The sequence below is a fragment of the Sporosarcina sp. FSL K6-1522 genome, assembly GCF_038622445.1.
GTDB lineage: Bacteria > Bacillota > Bacilli > Bacillales_A > Planococcaceae > Sporosarcina.
The window spans coordinates 3,786,944-3,807,500 of record NZ_CP152019.1; the positions used below are offsets into that span (position 1 = coordinate 3,786,944).

At 44.4% G+C, this 20,557-nt stretch carries 20 protein-coding genes and 1 other annotated feature; all 20 genes read right to left on the reverse strand.

All coding sequences use genetic code 11. The features are described 5' to 3' along the window. Positions 1-6 precede the first annotated feature (6 nt). Positions 7-639: an orotate phosphoribosyltransferase gene (pyrE, locus tag MKY34_RS18900; protein ID WP_342512658.1), complete on the reverse strand. Its 633-nt coding sequence runs from the start codon at positions 637-639 to the stop codon at positions 7-9. Beyond that, positions 639-1,349, reverse strand: coding sequence for an orotidine-5'-phosphate decarboxylase (gene pyrF, locus MKY34_RS18905; protein WP_342512659.1), 711 nt, complete (start codon positions 1,347-1,349; stop codon positions 639-641). Before pyrF ends, pyrE begins: the two co-directional genes overlap by 1 nt. After that, positions 1,346-2,260 (reverse strand): dihydroorotate dehydrogenase, encoded by a 915-nt coding sequence (locus MKY34_RS18910; protein WP_342512660.1) that lies wholly within the window; start codon positions 2,258-2,260, stop codon positions 1,346-1,348. Before MKY34_RS18910 ends, pyrF begins: the two co-directional genes overlap by 4 nt. Then, a complete protein-coding gene (locus MKY34_RS18915; protein ID WP_342512661.1) occupies positions 2,257-3,033 on the reverse strand; it encodes a dihydroorotate dehydrogenase electron transfer subunit in 777 nt (258 codons plus the stop codon). Before MKY34_RS18915 ends, MKY34_RS18910 begins: the two co-directional genes overlap by 4 nt. Next, a complete protein-coding gene (gene carB, locus MKY34_RS18920; protein WP_342512662.1) occupies positions 3,030-6,218 on the reverse strand; it encodes a carbamoyl-phosphate synthase large subunit in 3,189 nt (1,062 codons plus the stop codon). Before carB ends, MKY34_RS18915 begins: the two co-directional genes overlap by 4 nt. Continuing rightward, on the reverse strand, positions 6,211-7,311 hold the full coding sequence (locus MKY34_RS18925; protein WP_342515305.1) for a carbamoyl phosphate synthase small subunit: 1,101 nt from the start codon (positions 7,309-7,311) through the stop codon (positions 6,211-6,213). Before MKY34_RS18925 ends, carB begins: the two co-directional genes overlap by 8 nt. Further along, positions 7,311-8,588 carry a dihydroorotase gene (locus MKY34_RS18930; RefSeq protein ID WP_342512663.1) on the reverse strand — a complete coding sequence of 426 codons (1,278 nt, stop codon included), beginning with the start codon at positions 8,586-8,588 and terminating at the stop codon, positions 7,311-7,313. The genes MKY34_RS18925 and MKY34_RS18930 overlap by 1 nt, the downstream gene beginning before the upstream one ends. 1 nt (position 8,589) lies before the next feature. Beyond that, entirely contained in the window at positions 8,590-9,468 is an 879-nt protein-coding gene (locus MKY34_RS18935; protein ID WP_342512664.1) for an aspartate carbamoyltransferase catalytic subunit, read from the reverse strand. A gap of 335 nt (positions 9,469-9,803) precedes the next feature. Continuing rightward, the gene (locus MKY34_RS18940) at positions 9,804-11,078 is read right to left on the reverse strand and encodes a solute carrier family 23 protein (RefSeq protein WP_342512665.1); all 1,275 of its coding nucleotides are present in this window, start codon (positions 11,076-11,078) and stop codon (positions 9,804-9,806) included. A 28-nt stretch (positions 11,079-11,106) separates the two neighbouring features. Further along, the gene (gene pyrR, locus MKY34_RS18945) at positions 11,107-11,646 is read right to left on the reverse strand and encodes a bifunctional pyr operon transcriptional regulator/uracil phosphoribosyltransferase PyrR (protein ID WP_342512666.1); all 540 of its coding nucleotides are present in this window, start codon (positions 11,644-11,646) and stop codon (positions 11,107-11,109) included. A 475-nt stretch (positions 11,647-12,121) separates the two neighbouring features. Then, positions 12,122-13,042, reverse strand: a complete 921-nt coding sequence (locus MKY34_RS18950) for an RluA family pseudouridine synthase (protein WP_342512667.1) — start codon at positions 13,040-13,042, stop codon at positions 12,122-12,124. Then, positions 13,042-13,518: a signal peptidase II gene (gene lspA / locus MKY34_RS18955; RefSeq protein ID WP_342512668.1), complete on the reverse strand. Its 477-nt coding sequence runs from the start codon at positions 13,516-13,518 to the stop codon at positions 13,042-13,044. Before lspA ends, MKY34_RS18950 begins: the two co-directional genes overlap by 1 nt. A gap of 188 nt (positions 13,519-13,706) precedes the next feature. Next, positions 13,707-14,060: a hypothetical protein gene (locus MKY34_RS18960; protein WP_342512669.1), complete on the reverse strand. Its 354-nt coding sequence runs from the start codon at positions 14,058-14,060 to the stop codon at positions 13,707-13,709. Between the two features lie 28 nt (positions 14,061-14,088). After that, positions 14,089-16,851: an isoleucine--tRNA ligase gene (ileS, locus tag MKY34_RS18965; RefSeq protein ID WP_342512670.1), complete on the reverse strand. Its 2,763-nt coding sequence runs from the start codon at positions 16,849-16,851 to the stop codon at positions 14,089-14,091. A 99-nt stretch (positions 16,852-16,950) separates the two neighbouring features. Then, positions 16,951-17,169 (reverse strand) — a binding site (T-box leader). 141 nt (positions 17,170-17,310) lie between these two features. Continuing rightward, a complete protein-coding gene (locus MKY34_RS18970; protein ID WP_342512671.1) occupies positions 17,311-17,820 on the reverse strand; it encodes a DivIVA domain-containing protein in 510 nt (169 codons plus the stop codon). Positions 17,821-17,910: 90 nt separating this feature from the next. Beyond that, positions 17,911-18,687 (reverse strand): YlmH/Sll1252 family protein, encoded by a 777-nt coding sequence (locus MKY34_RS18975; protein WP_342512672.1) that lies wholly within the window; start codon positions 18,685-18,687, stop codon positions 17,911-17,913. A gap of 78 nt (positions 18,688-18,765) precedes the next feature. After that, positions 18,766-19,056 (reverse strand): YggT family protein, encoded by a 291-nt coding sequence (locus MKY34_RS18980; protein ID WP_342512673.1) that lies wholly within the window; start codon positions 19,054-19,056, stop codon positions 18,766-18,768. A gap of 26 nt (positions 19,057-19,082) precedes the next feature. Further along, positions 19,083-19,535, reverse strand: coding sequence for a cell division protein SepF (locus tag MKY34_RS18985; protein WP_342512674.1), 453 nt, complete (start codon positions 19,533-19,535; stop codon positions 19,083-19,085). Further along, complete coding sequence (locus MKY34_RS18990) at positions 19,532-20,227, reverse strand: YggS family pyridoxal phosphate-dependent enzyme (RefSeq protein ID WP_342512675.1); 696 nt, start codon at positions 20,225-20,227, stop codon at positions 19,532-19,534. Before MKY34_RS18990 ends, MKY34_RS18985 begins: the two co-directional genes overlap by 4 nt. Positions 20,228-20,303: 76 nt before the next feature. Beyond that, on the reverse strand, positions 20,304-20,543 hold the full coding sequence (locus MKY34_RS18995; RefSeq protein ID WP_342512676.1) for a YlmC/YmxH family sporulation protein: 240 nt from the start codon (positions 20,541-20,543) through the stop codon (positions 20,304-20,306). Positions 20,544-20,557 lie beyond the last annotated feature (14 nt).

The following is a 20,557-nucleotide window of genomic DNA, read 5'->3' on the forward strand; positions in this document are numbered from 1 at the left end:
TTCTACTTACTTCAACAATCCAGCTTTCAACTTCCCGTGCCACTCCAACAAACTGCCAATCGACTCTTCGCTAATTGCACCGCTTTCTTGCGCCGCTTCAGTTAGTGCGCCAAAGTCTGTCAAGCTTGTGTACGTCAGTCCTGCAGATGCAAATGTTTCGTCTGCACTTTGGAGTTCGTATGTAAAGATGGAAACAACACCAGTTACCGCAATGCCTTCTGAGCGAAGTGCTTCCGCCGCATTTAAGCTACTGCCACCTGTTGAAATCAAATCTTCAATGATAACCGCTTTATCAGCAGCATCGATCTTGCCTTCGATTTGACGGCTACGGCCATGTCCTTTTGCTTTCGAACGAATATACACCATTGGCAAACCAAGAATGTCTGCTACCCATGCCGCATGTGGAATGCCTGCTGTTGCTGTTCCTGCAATCACTGTCGTCTCTGGATATTTTTCACGTACCAAATCAGCAAGTCCTTGTGCAATCTGTTTGCGTCCAACTGGATCAGACATTGTCAAACGGTTATCACAATAGATTGGTGATTCAATACCAGATGCCCATGTGAATGGTTCGCTGGGGCTTAATTCAACTGCACCTACGTTTAATAAAATTTTTGCGATATCTTTTTTCTCAGTCATCAGTTTGTCCCCTTCCACAATGCATTGATTTCTTCATAAGCGGCTCGTGGGTCTACAGCCCCTGTAATCGCACGCCCAACAACAATATGCGTCGAACCTGCAAGGCGTGCTTCCACTGGCGTTGCAATACGTTTTTGGTCATGTGCGCCACCATCTGCAAGACGTATGCCTGGTGTTACTTTAAAAAATTCTTTGCCACAAACAGCTGCAATTTCAGCCGCTTCATGAACCGAACAAACGACACCGTCAAGTCCAGCATCTTTTGTTAGCTTCGCATAATGAAGAACGGACTCCTGCAAAGAAGCACCGATTAGTTGCTCTTCACGTACTTGGCGCTCATCTGTCGAAGTCAATTGTGTGACGCCAATGAGTGATGGTCGTGCTAAACCAGCTGGCGTACCTTTATCCAAGCCTTCTAGCGCTGCTTCCATCATCGTCTTATTCCCTGCCGCATGAACATTGACAAGGTCAACGCCAAAGCCCGCAAGCACTTCCATTGCAGACTTCACCGTGTTCGGAATATCATGCAATTTCAAATCTAGGAAAATGTCATAGCCAAGCTCTTTCAAACGTGCCACAATCGCTGGCCCTTCTTTGTAATAAAGCTGCATGCCCACTTTGACATTGATATCGCCATCAAAAGCACGAAGGAAATCAAACGTTTTTTCTGCCGACTCAAAATCGAGTGCAATTATCGGAGATGTTTTCATAGACGATGGCTCCTTCCGATTAACTCTGAAATATGATTAATGCCCAGCTCATCTAGCTTCGCTGGCAATTCTTCAATAATTTGCGGACATATGAATGGATTGACGAAGTTCGCGGTTCCGACTGCAACGGCACTTGCACCCGCAGATAAGAAATCGATAACATCAGCCGTTTCAGAAACGCCGCCCATGCCGATAATTGGAATATGGATAGCTTTACTTACTTCATAAACCATCCGAATCGCAACAGGCTTCACTGCTGGACCAGACAATCCTCCCGTACCATTCGCAATAACTGGACGTCCTGTTTTCTGATCTAAGCGCATGCCAACAAGCGTATTAATCATCGTGATGCCATCCGCTCCACCTGCTTCAACTGCTTTCGCAATCTCGACGATATCCGTGACGTTTGGTGATAGTTTCACATAAACCGGAACTTGGGATACTTCTTTGACCGCTCTTGTTAGCTCTTTCGCCACTTCAGGATCTGTTCCAAAAGTAATGCCACCTGCTTTAACGTTTGGACAAGAAATATTTAACTCTAATGCTTTAACGTTCGGTGCTTTCGATATTTCTTTTGCAACTTCCACATAGTCCGCTGTTTCCGTCCCTGCAACGTTAGCAATAATCGGCACATCAAACTGTTCAAGCCATGGCAATTCGCCTTCCAATACGCCGGTTAGTCCTGGATTTTGCAGTCCGATTGCATTGAGCATACCAGAAGCTGTTTCTGCCACACGTGGTGTTGGGTTCCCAAGGCGTGTCTCAAGCGTTGTTGCTTTAATCATAATCGCACCTAGTAGTGACAAATCATAAAGTCCGCCGTATTCTTTCCCAAATCCGAAACAGCCAGATGCCGGCATAATTGGATTTTTCAATTGTAAACCCGGTAAGTCAATCGCTAATCTATTCATAATGCCACCACCCCTGCTGGGAAGACTGGACCGTCTGAGCATACTTTAATGTACGCCTTATCGTTCCCTTCCGTTGTTTGACAAATACATGCGAAACAAGCCCCAATGCCACAGCCCATTCGTTGTTCAAATGACAAGAAGCCTTTTTTACCTTCATACATGTTTTGAACAGCGTTCAACATTGGCATTGGTCCACAGCTATAATACGTTGCGAAATCAGTACCTAGTGTTTCCATAACATTTGTAACGAAACCAGCCGTTCCTTTAGTTCCATCAACTGTAACGATATGTGTATCTCCAAGTGCAGCAAATTCCTCTTCATAAAACACAACGTTCTCCGATTGGAATCCTAACACATGGATACACTTCACGCCTTTTGCCGTCAATTGTTTCGACAATTCATAAAGTGGAGGCACACCAATACCGCCGCCAATTAAGATTGCTGTCTCACCTGCTGCCGTTTCTTCAACTGGGAAACCGTTGCCGAGTGGACCAAGTACATCGACATCATCCCCCACACGTTTTTGCGACAGCAATGTTGTGCCTCGCCCTTCTGCGCGGTAAATAATCGTCATTTCTCCAGCTTCCTTGTCAATCGAAGCGATAGAAATCGGACGTCTTAACAACGGTTCAAAGGAATCTGCCACGCGTATGTGGACAAACTGGCCAGGGGAAGTAATTTCCCCGACCAATTTTCCTGACAGTACCATTTCAAAATTATTGTGGGCAATTTGCCGCTGTGATACGACCTGCATACGATCTTGAATAATCATAGCTGTTTCCCCATTTCCTCCGTTTGGAACGTCATTGATTCGATAACACGTAACATCGCATCTGCTGTATCAAGTGAAGTGAAGCAAGGTACGCCATTTTCAACTGATTCACGGCGAATTCTAAAGCCGTCACGTTCTGGCTGTTTGCCTTTTGTCAGCGTATTGATGACAACTTGTGCTTCTCCTTTTTGGATCACATCTAGCAATGTTGGACCTTCAGAACCGATTTTATCGACGATTTTCACAGGAATGCCTGCATTTTTCAAGACTCTCGCAGTACCTTCTGTCGCCAAGACACGGTAACCAATTTCCGTAAAGCGTCGTGCAATACCAACCATTTCTTCTTTATCTTTATCCGACACAGTCATTAGGACTGAACCGTATTCTTTAATTTCCATACCAGCTGCTACAAGGCCTTTGTACAATGCTTTTTCAAGTGTCGTATCTTTCCCCATAACTTCCCCAGTCGATTTCATTTCAGGCCCGAGTGTAATGTCTACTCGGCGTAGTTTCGCGAATGAGAATACTGGTACTTTGACGTAGACGCCTGCTGGAACTTCTGCAAGTCCATTTTGGTAACCTTGTTCAATGATGGACTGCCCAAGAATTGCTTTTGTTGCGATATTCGCCATTGGGACATCCGTAATTTTACTTAAGAACGGTACTGTTCGACTTGAACGTGGATTCACTTCGATGACATACACTTGTCCTTCAGAAATAACGAACTGGATGTTCAACAAACCAACGATTTTAAGGCCTTTTGCTAAGCGTGTTGTGTAATCTACAATTGTTTCGATTTGTGAAGCTGACAAGCTTTGTGGTGGGTAAACAGCGATGGAATCCCCTGAGTGAACACCCGCGCGCTCGATATGCTCCATAATCCCTGGAATCAAGACGTTTTCCCCGTCACAAATACCATCCACTTCAATTTCAATACCTGTTAAATAACGGTCAACAAGAATTGGATGATCTGGGCTTGTTTCTACTGCATGTTCCATATAATGAAGTAACTCTTCTTCACGGTAGACGATTTCCATCGCACGTCCTCCAAGTACATAAGAAGGTCTAACGAGTACAGGATAACCGATTTCATTGGCAATGACGACTGCTTCTTCTACTGACATAGCCGTTTTTCCAAGTGGTTGTGGAATACCGATTTCGCGCAATGCACGTTCAAACTTATCACGGTTTTCCGCACGGTCAATGTCTTCTAACGTTGTGCCTAAAATTTTCACGCCGCGCGCTTCGAGCCCTTCTGCTAGGTTGATAGCTGTCTGTCCACCGAACTGAACGATAACGCCTTCTGGCTGTTCAAGGTCGATAATATGCATAACATCTTCCAGTGTTAACGGCTCGAAGTATAACTTATCGGAAATCGAGAAATCCGTTGATACCGTTTCTGGGTTGTTATTGACAATGATTGCTTCATAACCCGCTTGTTGAATTGCCCATACAGAGTGAACTGTCGCATAGTCGAACTCGACACCTTGTCCGATGCGAATTGGGCCTGATCCTAGGACGATCACGCTTTTCTTGTCTGTTTTAATCGACTCATTTTCCTCTTCATACGTTCCGTAGAAATACGGTGTGTCCGATTCGAATTCACCTGCACATGTATCGACTTTTTTATAGACCGGAATAAGTCCTTGCTCTTTACGCCAATCGTACACTGCACGCTCATCCGTGTTCCATAATGCTGCAATCGTTACGTCAGAGAAGCCCATACGTTTCGCAGTGCGTGAAGTCGCAAAGTCAAACGGATTCGCTTTGAGTACAGCTTCAAATTGAACGATTTTCTCAAGCTTGCGCAGGAAGAAAACGTCAATTTGACTCCAGTCATGAATCGTCTCAACCGTAACGCCTCTACGCAGCGCTTCACCGATGAAGAACAAGCGCTCATCACCTGCACGACGAATCCGTTTTTCAATCCATTCATCCGTCATGTCAGCACCATTTTTCAAAGATAAATCGAATTGTCCCATTTCAAGTGAGCGTACAGCTTTTAAGATAGACTCTTCAAACGTCCGACCTATCGCCATCACTTCACCCGTTGCTTTCATTTGCGTTCCCAGGTTACGTTTTGCAGCTTCGAATTTATCGAACGGCCAGCGTGGAATTTTAGTTACGATGTAGTCTAATGTTGGTTCAAAGCAAGCGTATGTTGTCCCTGTTACTGGGTTCATCATTTCATCCAGCGTCAAGCCAACTGCGATCTTCGCAGCCAATTTCGCAATCGGATAGCCCGTTGCTTTTGACGCAAGCGCAGAAGATCGGCTAACACGTGGATTTACTTCAATAATGTAATAGTTGAAGCTATGTGGATCAAGTGCCAACTGAACGTTACAGCCACCTTCGATACCTAGTGCACGAATAATTTTCAATGACACATTACGTAGCATTTGGTTTTCCCGATCTGTCATCGTCTGACATGGTGCCGCTACAATCGAGTCACCTGTATGAATACCTACCGCATCAAAGTTTTCCATGTTACAAACAACAATGGCGTTGTCCGCTGAGTCGCGCATTACTTCATATTCAATTTCTTTATAGCCAGCGATGGATTTTTCTAGTAGACATTGTGTCACAGGACTATATTTCAAACCGCTTGTAACGATTTCTTCAAGCTCTTCATCGTCGTGACAAATTCCGCCACCCGTACCACCTAGCGTGAATGCTGGACGTACAATAACGGGATAGCCGATTCTCTCAACAAATGCATAAGCCTCTTCAAGGTTATGAATGATGTCACTTTCTGGAACAGGTTCACCCAATTCATTCATCAACGTACGGAATAGATCACGATCTTCCGCTTGGTGGATGGCATCGAGCTTTGTGCCGAGAATTTCAATGTTCAGTTCGTCTAAAATGCCTGATTCATGCAATTCAATCGCCATGTTCAGACCCGTTTGTCCACCAAGTGTTGGTAGCAACGCATCTGGACGCTCTTTTCGAATGATACGGCTAACGAATTCAAGTGTAATCGGCTCGATGTAGACTTTATCCGCCACTTCTGTATCTGTCATAATCGTTGCAGGGTTCGAGTTGATAAGAATCACACGGTAGCCCTCTTCTTTTAATGAAAGACATGCTTGTGTTCCTGCATAGTCAAATTCTGCGGCCTGTCCAATGACAATTGGACCTGACCCGATTACTAGTATAGTTTCAATATCTTGACGTTTAGGCATTGAAATTCTCCTTTCGGCTGCTCGTTTTCATAACATTTGTGAAGCGGTCAAACAGATGATTCGAATCTTCTGGTCCTGGTCCAGCTTCTGGATGGAACTGTACGGAAAATGCTTCGTATACAGTGCTTGTTAAGCCCTCGACAGAATTGTCGTTAAGTGCACGATGCGTAACTTCAAGATTAGTTCCTGCAAGTGACGCTTCAACAACTGCATAGCCATGTCCTTGTGAAGTCAATTCTGTGCGTCCAGTTGTCAGGTCCTTCACAGGGTGATTCCCGCCGTAATGACCGTTTTTCAACTTCTCTGTACGTGCGCCACAAGCAAGAGCGAGTAGCTGATGACCAAGCCCAATTCCGAAAATCGGTGCTTTTCCGAGCAATTCTTTAATCGTTTTGACTGCCTCCGCAACGTCTTCAGGATTTCCTGGTCCGTTTGATAGAACAATTCCATCTGGGAATAGTGCCAGAATATCTTTTGTAGGTGTGTTATAAGGGACAACGATTACGTCACAGTTACGCTTATTTAGCTCGCGTAAAATTCCGTGTTTCATACCGTAGTCAATGAGGACAACGCGCTCTTCACTACCAGGGCTTGGATATGGTTTTTTCGTTGATACGCGTGCAACCAAATCCGTTGGCAATGTATGCGCAACAGCCTCTGCAACGGTTTGTTCGATGTTCACTTCTTCTCCAGCTGCTGTCAAGATGCCTTTTAGTGGGCCTTTATCGCGTAGTAAGCGTGTCAACTTTCTCGTGTCAATTCCTTGAATACCTGGAATTCCTTTTAATGTTAACAGTTCACAAAGTGTCATGCCACTGCGGAAGTTAGATGGCTCGTCTTCTAGTTCACGAACGACAACACCGCTAGCTACAGGTTCGATGGATTCATAGTCATCCCGATTGATGCCGTAATTCCCGATCAGTGGGTACGTCATTACGATAATTTGTCCACAAGCTGATGGATTGGAAATCGTTTCTTGGTAGCCCGTCATGCCTGTTGTAAAAATCGTTTCGCCGATTGAAGCCGCATCAGAACCGAATGCAATCCCTTCAAAAATTGTTCCATCTTCTAAAATGAGCATGCGTGTTTTCATCATTGTCCATCCTCCCAAACGACTTGTCCGCCGTAAATTGTTGTTACAGGCCAGCCTGCACATTTCCAGCCATCAAATGGTGTGTTTTTACCTTTTGATACAAATGTTGTGCGATCAATTTCTTGCTCTTTATTCAAATCGATTAATACAAGATCCGCTGTCGCGCCTACTTCTAGTTTGCCATATGGCAACCCGAATACGTCAGCAGGTTTTTGCGTCATCCAATCAATGAGTTGCTTCAATGTCCAAGTCCCTTTTTTCACGAAGTTCGTGTAAAGAAGTGGGAATGCCGTTTCAAAGCCTGTAATGCCAAATGGAGCAGTTTTCATGCTATTGGCTTTTTCTTCTGCCGTATGTGGTGCATGGTCTGTTGCGATGAAATCGAGCGTTCCATCAAGCAAACCTTCACGCAATGCCTCCAGATCTTCGAGTCCACGAAGAGGTGGATTCATTTTCCAATCTGCATTGTCGCCAGGGATGTCTTCTTCAGATAGTAGCAAGTGATGCGGGCTTACTTCTCCCGTTACATGAATGCCTGCTTTTTTCGCATCGCGAATTACACGAACAGACTCTTTCGTACTGACGTGACACACATGATAATGTGCACCCGCTGCTTCTGCTAGCAAGATATCCCTTGCAATATGCACCGACTCTGCGATAGAAGGGATACCTGGAAGTCCAAGTTCTTTGTTGCGTTTTCCTTCGTGCATGGCACCGCCGTAGATAAGTGTGTTGTCTTCACAGTGCGCAACAATCGGCATATTGATTTTCGCCGCGTCTTGCATCGCTTCGTACATCATGCCCGCCTCTTGAACACCTACACCGTCATCTGTGAAAGCAAATGCACCATGCTCTTTTAATTCAGCCAAGTTCGTCCGCTCTTTCCCCGCTTCACGAATCGTAATGGATGCGTAAGGAAGGACACGGATACGTGCATTTTTCTCGATCAAATCATTGACAAGTGTCAAATTCTCTTTCGTGTCAGGTACAGGACGTGTATTTGGCATCGCACAGATTGTTGTGTAACCGCCTTTTGCCGCTGCATGTGTACCACTTTCAATCGTTTCTTTATGCTCGCCACCTGGTTCGCGAAGATGCACGTGAACATCGATGAAGCCCGGTGCGAGAAATAATCCTTTACCGTCAATTGTTTCTGCATTGCTTTTATCAAGCTCGCTACCAATTGCCGAAATTTTATCACCTGTGATTTTAACATCCCCCGTGATCAATTCCCCTGCTTCGTTTAACATTTGTACACCTTGGATAAGTTTTTCCATGTTACTTCCTTCCTTTCATAATCAATTCTAGTACGGCTGCCCGTACATACACACCATTTTCCATCTGTGTAAAGATTCTTGACTTAGCACTTTCAATTAGACTATCTGCTATTTCAACGCCCCTGTTAAAAGGACCTGGGTGCATAATGATTGCGCGATCTTTCATTTGTGCTGCACGTTGTTCTGTTAGTCCGTATTGCTCATGATAGCTTTCTGGTGTAAAACGTGCTTCTCCGTCATGCCTTTCATGCTGCACGCGCAGTAGCATGACCACATCACTCGCGCCAATTACCTCATCCCATGAATCAACACTATGGAATTCGCCTGCCCATTCAGCTGGGCAAAGGAAGGTGACATTTGCACCTAATTTCGATAAGGCATCCGCATTGGAGCGGGCTACGCGACTATGTGCAATATCTCCTGCAATAAGGACGTTCAATCCTGTAAATGAACCAAATTGTTCTCGTATCGTAAACAAATCAAGCAGTGATTGCGTCGGATGCTGACCTGAGCCATCTCCTCCATTAATAATCGACACGCTTGTCCGACCGACTAATTCCTTATAGTAACCATCTTCGGGATGCCGGATGACGAGTGCATCTACGCCAATTGCTTCCAGCGTCTTTACTGTATCATACAATGTTTCCCCTTTTAATGTGCTGGAGAAACTTGATTCAAACGGTAAGACATCAAAACCCAATTTGCGTTCCGCCATTTCAAAGCTCATCTTTGTGCGCGTACTTGGTTCGAAAAATAAATTGCTTATCGTATATTTCCCGGGAAATTGCTCGATTCCCGATTGTTTAAACGCCTCTGCTCGTTCAAGAAGTGTCATAATTTCTGCTTCTGTTAGTTGCTTCATCGATACTAGGTGATCCATTATGCTTCCTCCTCAAGTGAAATGCCTAGGTTCCAGTGCATGGCGCCTTTGCTTTGTTTCTTTCTAAAAAGAGCCTTTCCGTTGAACGGAAAGGCTCGTTAAGCATGACTATCCAGCATTCGCCACTTATCGTGGGAAAGGGAGTCAAACGAACCTTTCTTTGCCTCTCGGGACAGTGTTAAAAGGTCTTCTATTCTATTTCTCTACTTCATCTAATCAATTACGTCTTGGCGTAATTGCGTCCAGATTTTTTCGAGCTCGCTCGAAAAGCTCCTCTCAAAATCTGTGACATCCGCCGGAGGCTTTGGCTTGATTCAGCCAGGGTTTCGGCTGAATCAAGCCAAGCTTTCATTCGTTTTTCCTGGTAATACTAAATTGAGTACAACGCCAACGATTGCCGCTAGTGCCATTCCTTCAATTTGGAAAGTGTCACTGAATCTGATCGATGCTCCTCCGATTCCAATAATGAGGATTACGGATGCAATGACGAGGTTACGCTGATTGCCAAAGTCAATTTTGTGATCGACGAGCATACGCAAACCAGACGAAGCGATGATTCCGAATAACAGAATCGATACCCCTCCAAGTACTGCTGTTGGGATAGTCGCAATGAGTGCCATTACTTTCCCTAAAAAGGAAATGGCGATAGCAAATACTGCCGCTCCCAAAATCACATAGACACTATAGACACGTGTTAAGGCAAGTACACCGATATTTTCACCGTATGTCGTTTTCGGTGGGCCACCGACAAGACCACTGATAAGTGTTCCTATCCCGTCTCCTAGTAAGGAACGATTCAATCCAGGATTTTGTATGTAATCTCTGTCAACGATTTTACCGAGTACAAGCTGATGACCGATATGCTCGGAAATCGTCACGATTGCGATGGGTACCATCACTAGTAGAAGTGTTGGTGTAATCACAAAGTCATAATCGATGCCCGGAATGAGCATTTCTGGTATGGCAAACCATTTTGCTTCTAGCACTTTTGTAAAATCCAATATGCCAATCGCCGCTGAGTAGATGTAGCCAACGATAATACCGATAAGGATTGGCATTAAGTTGATAATCCCTTTAAAAAACATTAAGCAAATGATTGCCGCTGCTAGTGTGACAAGTGCCGCTGAGAAGTGCAACATGCTGTAGACAGATTCACCGTCAATGGTAATTGTGCTTGCCATATTAATAGCAGTTGGTGACAAAGCTAAACCGATTACGATGATAACAGGTGCCACAACAATCGGTGGCAACACTTTCATAATCCACTTGTAGCCCGTCTTCCAAATGAGCAGTGAGATGATGCCGTACACAAGCGCAACAAACATACTACCAATCATCGCACTGCCGATACCGCCCGTTTTCGTTGCAACTTGAATCGGGATGATGAAGGCGAAGGATGAGCCTAAGTAAGCTGGTACTTGGAATCGCGTCACGATGATAAACACGATCGTTGCAATACCGCTTGTTAACAAAGCGATTGCTGGGCTTAGTCCAACTAGTTGAGGTACTAAGATCGTTGCGCCAAACATCGCAAACATATGTTGCAAACTAAGAATGAGCCATTTACTCGCTGCTGGTTTTTCATGGACATCCAATACTTTTTCATTCATGCTTGATTGCCTCCGCACTGCCTTTTTTTTATGAATGGATGGAAACGCCGTCTTTTCCATCCGTTTCTTGTACACTAACAACGACACGCTCATCGCTTGACGTCGGAATGTTTTTCCCTACGAAATCAGGGCGGATTGGTAATTCTCTATGCCCTCTGTCTACGAGGACAGCTAGCTGAATTGATGCGGGCCTGCCTAGGTCCATCACTGCATCCATTGCAGCGCGCACCGTTCTTCCCGTATAGAGTACATCGTCCACAAGAATCACTTTTTTGTCCGTCACATTATGTTTGATATCAACTTGTTGGACAAGCGGCTCATCGTTATCATGTTTCGGAAGCAGGTCATCTCGATAAAGTGTAATATCGAGTTCTCCTTGTAAAATCGATTTGCCTTCGATTTGCTCAATTTTCTTCGCAAGCCTTTTTGCTAAATAGGCACCTCTTGTTTTAATGCCTACTAGAATACACTCGTCAATCCCTTTATTGCGTTCAATGATTTCATGTGCAATCCGTGTGATTGCTCTACCAATTGCTTGTTCGTCTAAAATAATCGCTTTTTCCGCCACGATCGGCCCCTCCTTTTGTATCAATTACGCCTCGGCGTAATTGCGTCCAGATTTTTTTCGAGCGAGCTCGAAAAAAATCTGTGACATCCGCCGAAGGCTTTATCTTCGTTCAGTCGGCGTTTGAACACCCACTGAACAGTAAAACAAAACCACATTCATCTCGCCACCTATCGAGGTGGAAGTTTTCTGTAGCTGACGCTTCGCTTTCAGTACAAAAAGATTTGCTGAATGAAGATAAAAAATCTGTGACATCCGCCGGAGGCTTAACTTAAATCGGCAGAGAGCTTGAACTTTCGCCAATTCAAGTAAAAAACCCTCCTGCCTTGGATGGCGGGAGGGTATATGTGCAGAAAAAACCGTACGAAGACACTACGCGCAGTAGCCCTTCAGTACATCCGTGCAACCTTCCCAGCCTCTCTGGACTGATGTTAAAGGTATCGCTATTCAATTTCTTTGTTCAGTATACCGCTGGAAGTTAGGAGTTGTCAACGCCTTTTCGCACTTTCTCGACAAGTGCCTGAAAATCCTCCGGCAGTGGACTTGTAAACTCCATATATTCTCCCGTTGTAGGGTGGTTGAATCCAACCGTTCCCGCATGCAAAACTTGCCCGCCAAAATCGAGCGTTTTTTTCGGTCCGTATTTCGGATCGCCAACGAGTGGATAACCAATGTATTTCATATGCACACGTATCTGGTGCGTTCTACCTGTTTCCAATCGACATTCCACAAGTGTGTAATTGCCAAATCGCTCAAGCACTTTAAAATGCGTCACCGCATGCTTCCCTTTATCGGTAATGGCCATGCTTTGACGATCGCGTTGATCACGACCAATTGGTGCATCAATTGTGCCATTATCATGTGGGATATGCCCATGCACAAGTGCCGTATAAACTCGTGTCACTGATCTTGCAACGAGCTGATCCACTAGAGACACATGCGCCACATCATTTTTAGCAACCATTAATAGCCCTGATGTATCTTTATCAATTCGGTGAACAATTCCTGGACGCATGACACCGTTAATGCCCGATAAATCTGTACAATGATGCATTAAGCCGTTGACGAGTGTCCCTGACGGATGCCCTGGCGCTGGATGCACAACCATCCCACGCGGCTTATTGACCACAAGGACATCTTTATCCTCAAAGACAACTTCCAGGTTTAAGTCTTCCGCAACGATATCGAGTTCTTCTGGTGTTGGTTCCTCTACCACAATACAATCGCCTTGTTTCACTTTATAATTCGGCTTCACTTGAACGCCATCTACGAGGACTAGCCCTTCTTTCAGCCATTGCTGGACTTGCGTTCGCGACCATTCTGCATTAACGGTCGTCAATGCTTTGTCGATTCGACTACCTGCATGTTCCTCTGTTATTTCAATTTCAAACTTCTCCATTACGACACCTTTTTCTTATTCTTTTTTTCATCGATAATGATGTGAATAATCACCATCACCACACCAACAGTTAGTGCTGCATCAGCTATATTGAAAATCGGGAAGTCATAGTTCACGACTGGAATCATGACATCAACAAAATCGACCACTTCTTTACGCCACAACCGGTCGATAAAATTGCCGATTGCCCCACCAAGCAGGAACATTAAACTAGCCGCAAAAAGAGGTTGCCCCTTTGCTTCTTTATGAAAATAATAAGCAATCGCCACTACAACGACGACTGTCACAATATAAAACAACCACATTTGCCCTTCTAGCATGCCCCATGCGGCTCCTCTATTCCGATGCGAGAGCAGGCCTAGGTAAGGGTCTGCAATACTAATGCGTTCACCAAGCTCCATGTTTTTAACGACAAGCCACTTCGTCAACTGATCTAAAATAATGACGAATGCCGCCAATCCGTAATAAATAAACAATCCCGATACCCCCGTCCAACAGATTACGTATTATTTTACCACATAGAGATACAGCGATGCCACTCACTATCAATTACGCCTCGGTGTAATTGCGTCCAGACTTTTTTCGAGCTTAGGGCCTACAGGAAGTAGGTCATGCAACTGTTGTCGCAGGACGCGGCGAACTTCGGTTGCCTTCCAAAGCTCCTCTAAAAAATCTGTGACATCCGCCGGCCGACAAAAACGCCATTTCCACTTCCTGTGGCATTATCGGCACTAGTACTTCCTGCACGACGAAGGTCATGCAGGCGGTGCCAATCTAACAGCGAAGGGTTCGTTTTGCCGTATTTCTGCGCTTTTTTGCAGAAATTAAGGCACCGTTCTTTAGACGTGGCGACCTTAGCCTGCGTACCTCTATCGTTCAGCCGGCGTTTGAATACCCACTGAAAACCGCATTCATCTGGCCACCTATCAAGGTGGGAGTTTGCTGTAGCTGACGCTTCGCTTTCAGTACAAAAAGATTTGCTGAATGAAGATAAAAAGCGGCTGTAGCGAATCTTCATGAAAGACCCGCTACAGCCACTATAGGTATTACGCGTAATACTTGTTCACAACGTCCGCACAGCGCGCACAGATTGTTGCATGTGTTTCATCCTGACCAACTGTTTCAGAAATCGTCCAGCAACGGTCACATTTGTCACCGTCAGCTTGTTCAACGAGGACTTTAACTGTATCTAATTGCAACGTGCCCTCAGGCATATTTGAAGAGTCGCCTTCCACAAACTTCGAAACGATGAAGAATTGTGCGAAATCGATATCCTCTGCCGCAAAGATTCCTTGTAAATTCTCAGGAAGTGCAACCGTCACTTTCGCCTCAAGCGATTTCCCAATGACTTTTGCATTTCTTGCTTCTTCCAATGCTTTCAACACATCATCACGAACGAGCATCAATGTCGCGAAGCGTTCACGCAATGCTTGTGCTTCATCTCCAAGATCTTGCGCTTCCGGCATATCTGTCAGCTGTACACTTTCCTCGTGCTCATGCTCGATATATGCCCACATTTCGTCTGTTGTATGCGGTAAAATTGGCGTCAATACTTTCAACAACGCAATCAGTGTTTCATACATCACTGTCTGCATTGCACGACGATGATGATGGTCAACACCTTCGATATAGACAACATCTTTCGCAATATCAAGATAGAACGAGCTCAGTTCACCCGTACAGAAGTTGTTGATTGCGTGGTAGACGCTTGCGAACTCATAGTTGTCATATGCTTCGCGAACTTCTTTGATTAAATCCTGTAATTTCACATAGACGTATTTGTCTACTGGACGTAAATCAGCAAATGCCACTGCATCTGTCGCCGGATTAAAGTCCGATGTATTCCCATGTAGGAAACGTAACGTGTTACGGATTTTACGATACACTTCTGACACTTGTTTAAAGTTCGAATCAGACACTCGTACATCCGCTGTGTAATCAACAGACGATACCCAAAGGCGAAGAATATCTGCACCAAGCTGGTTCATAATTTTCGAAGGGACAATGACATTTCCGAGTGATTTACTCATTTTACGTCCATCTTTATCCAGCGTGAAACCATGGCTTAGTAGACCTTTATAAGGTGCATGGCCATTGATGGCAACACTTGTTGTCAATGAAGAGTTAAACCAACCACGATACTGGTCAGATCCTTCCAAATACAAGTCCGCTGGGTAAACAAGGTCATCGCGTTCTACTAACACACCTTGGTGTGTTGAACCTGAGTCAAACCAAACGTCCATAATGTCCGTTTCTTTTGTAAAGAGACCATTCGGGCTACCTTCATGTGTAAAGCCTTCTGGTAGAAGATCTTTCGCTTCTCTTTCAAACCAAACGTTTGAACCATGTTCGCGGAACAATTCTGAGACATTGGCAATCGTTTCATCTGTAATGATTGCTTCGCCGTTTTCTGCGTAGAAGACCGGAATTGGAACACCCCATACGCGCTGACGAGAAATACACCAATCTCCACGATCGCGCACCATATTATACAGACGCGTCTCACCCCATGATGGCGTGAATTTCGTATTGTTGATTGCATCAAGCAATTCTGTACGGAATGACTCGATAGAAGCAAACCATTGTGCAGTCGCACGGTAGATAACCGGCTTCTTTGTACGCCAATCATGCGGATACGAGTGCGTGATGAAGGATAATTTCTTCAATGCGCCTACTTTTTCAAGCGCCTCCGTTACAGCTTTATTGGCATCTTCGTAGAACAAACCTGCGAAACCAGGTGCTTCTTCTGTCATAACCCCACGGTCATCAATCGGTGAAAGTGCGTCAATACCGTAAGATTTCGACACGTAGAAGTCATCTTCCCCGTGACCAGGCGCTGTATGAACACAGCCTGTTCCCGCTTCAGCCGTTACGTGTTCGCCAAGCATAACTAATGAATCACGCTCATACAATGGATGCTGTGCCACAACGCGGTCCAATTCTGAACCTTTCAGCTCGCGCTCAATCGTATGGTTTTCCCAGCCAAGTTCTTCTGCCACGAAAGCAACAAGATCTTTCGCGATAAGAATTTTCTCTTCGCCTGTATTGACAATTGCATACGTGAATTCTGGGTGTACAGAGATCCCAAGGTTTGCCGGAATTGTCCATGGTGTCGTTGTCCAGATGAGGAATTTTACATCTGTATCAAGAACGCCTAAGCCATCTTTGACAGGGAATGCAACGTAGATCGATGGTGATTTTTTATCTTGGTATTCGATTTCTGCCTCTGCAAGTGCAGATTCACTTGATGGAGACCAGTAAACCGGTTTTAGTCCTTTATAGATGTAGCCCTTTTTCGCCATATCACCAAAAACTTGGATTTGACGCGCTTCAAATGCAGGCTTTAGTGTGATGTATGGGTTATCCCAATCACCGCGAACCCCAATCCGCTTGAATTGTGTCCGCTGGTTATCGATTTGTCCATAGGCATAGTCTTCACACATCTTACGGAATTCAGCGAGTGAATGCTCTTTGCGCTTCACGCCTTTATTAACGAGCGCTTGCTCAATCGGTAAACCATGTGTGTCCCAACCTGGAACGTACGGTGCATGGAAGCCCGTCATTGATTTGTGACGAACAATCATATCTTTTAATACTTTGTTCATCGCATGGCCCATATGCAGGTCGCCGTTTGCATATGGTGGTCCATCGTGCAATACGAAGAATGGACGTCCTTGCGTGCGCTCTTGCACTTTTTTGTAGATGTCCATCTCTTCCCATTTCTCTTGCATCTTCGGCTCGTTAGTTGGTAAACCTCCACGCATTGGGAAGTCTGTTTTAGGCATTAGTAATGTGTCTTTGTACTCCATCTGTATTCCTCCTTTTAATGTGGAACAGTGTGCATAAGCCGACCATGACAATTCACTCGACTTATTTGTCCCTGAAAAACAAAAAAAATCCCCATCCCAAAAAGGGACGAAGAATTATTCTCGCGTTACCACCCTACTTGCAACAAACGAATTTGTTGCCACTCAGACACCATAACGGGGTGTTTCCGGGACTGCGTACATTCTTCCGCAATCCAGCTCAAGAGTGATTTTCATCCCTGTTTCATTGACCAGGCTCTCACCATCCCCGGTTCGCTGCATACTGAAATCAGAAATTACTGTCTCTTTCGACGCCTATCTTCTATATAGCAATTATTATGAATCAAAACAACATCTGCTAAAACATTATATATGGTCACAATTATATGTGCGAACGAAGTCAAAAGTCAAGCGCCGATTCTTCACATCACAGCTACTCATTACGACTACTCCAAAACAGTTTTACTCTTCTTTTCCCGCTGCGATTTCTAATTGCTCCGCATCCAGTTCATATTCAAGTAAATTATCCCAGTCTTCCGCTTCAATCAAATCGAGTTGTGCTTCGATAAGCATTTTAAAACGTGTGCGGAACACTTTCGATTGTTTTTTCAGTTCTTCCACTTCCACTGATACTTTTCGTGCACGCGAAAGGGCTTCATTAACAATTCGATCTGCATTTTTCTCTGCTTCTTTAACGATCAGTTTGGACTCTTTCATCGCATTTCGGCGGACATCTTCCGAAGCTTCTTGTGCAACCATAATCGATTTATGCAACGTCTCTTCAATCGAATTAAAGTGAGAGACTTGCTCTTGTGATTGTTTCAAACTATTTTTCAATGCCTTGTTTTCTTCAAGTACATTTTCATAGTCTTTCATTACTTGTTCTAGAAATTCATTTACTTCGTCTTCGTCATATCCACGAAATCCACGGCCGAATTCTTTGTTATGTATATCAAGTGGTGATAGAGCCATCTGATGCATCTCCCCTTTAACATGTTCAATTTCTATTATACAGTTTGAGCCCCGAGAAAACAGCCTTTTCTCAAACAATTATCTGAAAAGTTATTCCAACTTCCCCATCATCAACCGAATTTTATCTTTACGCGTCCGTCCCTCGATAGCCAACACTTTAAATCGACCTGCTCCTCTGAGCGATAGCATGTCCAATTCATGCAGTTCGAAAGACGGCTGGTTGCGCACAGCCCAGTTCACTTTAATCTTTTCACCGTGAATGAGAGATGCTGATTTTTGACGCGAAATATTCATCAATGCCGCAACGACGACGTCCAAACGCAATGAGCTAACAATATGCATCTCTTCAACCCAAGTATCCGTTGAATCGATAAATGTATGTGCATCTTGAACTGCTTCCACGGTCACTTTTACTTTACCGACCGAGATGAAATTCGCCGTCATATAATCCTTCAATTCATCTGCAATCGCGAACTGCACCTCGTCATCGCCGATTCGAATATCGCCAAACTTCGAACGGTCAATACCGAGGGACATCATCGATCCAAGCACATCCTTATGCTCCAAGGTCAGAAACTTCGATGCATACTTTACGTTAACGACCGTGATTTGATAGTCATCTACATTCGGAACATAATAATCCGGATAGAGCAAAACCCGCTGCCGTTCCGCTTCAGAAAAAGCACCAGAAGATGCAACCAATAATCCAGTTCCCCCAGCTACCGCCTCTACAATAAATCGCTGCCTCGGATCTAGAAACCCAGTCAACTTAGGTGCATAGGTATCTTCCACCTCGCGAACCCAGCCAATAGCCGTTTCGATAAAAGGCTGCTCCTCTTTTCTAAAATGTTGCATGATCGTTTCCATCTAACTCGGCCCCTTAAAGAAAAATCCTCACCTAAGTGAGGACCACATCGTTATTTTAAGCATTTACCCAAATATGAATCACGAAACGAATTTCAAAATCAAATTGAATACTTCGCGAACACCGCTTCTGATCAATAGATTTAACACTAAAATCGCAACAATTGGCGAGAAATCAATCATCCCTAGTGGTGGGATAAAACGTCTGAAGAACGCCAAGTAAGGTTCAACGATTTTTTCAAGAATTTTACCAAACTTTGTTTCCCGAGTAGAAGGAACCCAAGACATCAAAATGTAAATAAATAGGAGTATCAAATACAGGTTAATTGCTTGATTGATCCACGTATAAAGTAACAAAATCGTTTCTATCATGCTAACTCGTACACCTCATTCAATTTCTATCGTTCAAAGTAATCGGTAATTGCACCCGCAACTTCCACATTGTCAGGCACACAAAGAAAAATATCTGTGCCAATACGCTGAATATCGCCACCAAGCGCATAGACTGTACCACTCAGGAAGTCGACAATTCGAATTCCCTGATCGCGTTCAATCCGTTGCAAATTAACGACAACGGCTCGCTTGTTTTTCAAATGCTCGGAGATATCTTGAGCCTCAGCATAAACACGTGGTTCGACAAGGATAACTTTAGACGATTTTTGGACACTTTGCAAACTAACCACCGTCCCCGTTTGTTGCCCTTCCCCTACCGATTGCTTGCGCATGGGTACTTTCTTTGGCTGTGGTTCTTGCTGAGCAACGCGTGGTTCCTCACGTCTTGGCTGTTGTTGTACTTCCACTTCCTCGTCATCAAGATAAAACCATTTCTCAAACTTATTTTTTATGCTCATGCGTCTCCCTCGCTCTCCGCTCCTCCGACAAGCGCTGTCCCAATTCTGACATGGGTAGCACCTTCTTCGATTGCGATACTATAGTCGTTTGACATTCCCATAGACAATTGTGTACAAGGTGCATATTGCAATTGCAGTGCTGAGATTTCATCACGTAGTTCTCTTAACGAGCGAAAAACAGTACGAATCATCGCCATATCCTCTGTGAAAGGTGCCATCGTCATCAAGCCAATGACACGAACTTTATCGTAATTCGCTACTTCTTCGATGAACTGTTGAAGTTCATCAGGCGCGACGCCTGATTTAGTCGCCTCTCCTGATACATTAACTTGAATGAAACAATCGATGGGCTGACTAGCTCGTTTTTGAATCTCTTTGACGAGACTGAGTCGATCCACAGAATGTAAATAATCCACTCGATTAATGACGTCTTTCACTTTTCGGCTTTGAACATTCCCGATAAAGTGCCAAGTTGCGCCCGTTTCAATCTCTTGCTGTTTCGCAAGTAGCACTTCCGGGCGATTTTCGCCTAGCTGATCAAAGCCAGCCTCTATCATCTCAGACGCTCTTGCTGCTGAAACTTCCTTTGTAACAGCAACAACCGTAATCGCTGATCTGTCACGTCCCGCCTGTTGACAGGCAGCTTGTATATTTTGTTCAATTTCCTGAATCCGTTGTTGTAAATTAGCCACGTTTATCACTACTTTTCATCAATAGTTCTTTCCATTGTACCAATCGAACGCTTACATATCAATGAAAAATCATTTCTCACGATCCTTTTTTGCCGACAAGGATGATATCTTTTCCGATTGTCGTAACATCTTCAAGTCGAACTTTTTTCGACTCCTTATCTTTCCCTTCAAAAAAGCTACTACGTTCCCCTCCCCCGATATGCAAAGAATCAATTTTCCCACTCGCAATATCGATGGTAGCATCTTGAACAAACCCTAGAAAAGTCCCTTTGGTCGCATCAATGACTTCCTTCTTTTGAATTTCCGAAAACTTCATCACAACCCCTCCTT

Bases quoted from the DNA above. Each gene is read 5' to 3' on its own strand.
- MKY34_RS18930 (WP_342512663.1), bottom strand. From the start codon at position 8,588: ATGGAAAAACTTATCCAAGGTGTACAAATGTTAAACGAAGCAGGGGAA.
- MKY34_RS18950 (WP_342512667.1), bottom strand. From the start codon at position 13,042: ATGGAGAAGTTTGAAATTGAAATAACAGAGGAACATGCAGGTAGTCGA.
- MKY34_RS18960 (WP_342512669.1), bottom strand. From the start codon at position 14,060: ATGAAGATTCGCTACAGCCGCTTTTTATCTTCATTCAGCAAATCTTTT.
- MKY34_RS18915 (WP_342512661.1), bottom strand. From the start codon at position 3,033: ATGATTATTCAAGATCGTATGCAGGTCGTATCACAGCGGCAAATTGCC.
- pyrF (WP_342512659.1), bottom strand. From the start codon at position 1,349: ATGAAAACATCTCCGATAATTGCACTCGATTTTGAGTCGGCAGAAAAA.
- carB (WP_342512662.1), bottom strand. From the start codon at position 6,218: ATGCCTAAACGTCAAGATATTGAAACTATACTAGTAATCGGGTCAGGT.
- MKY34_RS18970 (WP_342512671.1), bottom strand. From the start codon at position 17,820: ATGGCTCTATCACCACTTGATATACATAACAAAGAATTCGGCCGTGGA.
- MKY34_RS18985 (WP_342512674.1), bottom strand. From the start codon at position 19,535: ATGAGCATAAAAAATAAGTTTGAGAAATGGTTTTATCTTGATGACGAG.
- MKY34_RS18980 (WP_342512673.1), bottom strand. From the start codon at position 19,056: ATGATAGAAACGATTTTGTTACTTTATACGTGGATCAATCAAGCAATT.
- MKY34_RS18995 (WP_342512676.1), bottom strand. From the start codon at position 20,543: ATGAAGTTTTCGGAAATTCAAAAGAAGGAAGTCATTGATGCGACCAAA.
- pyrE (WP_342512658.1), bottom strand. From the start codon at position 639: ATGACTGAGAAAAAAGATATCGCAAAAATTTTATTAAACGTAGGTGCA.
- MKY34_RS18925 (WP_342515305.1), bottom strand. From the start codon at position 7,311: ATGAAAACACGCATGCTCATTTTAGAAGATGGAACAATTTTTGAAGGG.
- MKY34_RS18935 (WP_342512664.1), bottom strand. From the start codon at position 9,468: ATGGATCACCTAGTATCGATGAAGCAACTAACAGAAGCAGAAATTATG.
- MKY34_RS18975 (WP_342512672.1), bottom strand. From the start codon at position 18,687: ATGGAAACGATCATGCAACATTTTAGAAAAGAGGAGCAGCCTTTTATC.
- MKY34_RS18940 (WP_342512665.1), bottom strand. From the start codon at position 11,078: ATGAATGAAAAAGTATTGGATGTCCATGAAAAACCAGCAGCGAGTAAA.
- MKY34_RS18910 (WP_342512660.1), bottom strand. From the start codon at position 2,260: ATGAATAGATTAGCGATTGACTTACCGGGTTTACAATTGAAAAATCCA.
- ileS (WP_342512670.1), bottom strand. From the start codon at position 16,851: ATGGAGTACAAAGACACATTACTAATGCCTAAAACAGACTTCCCAATG.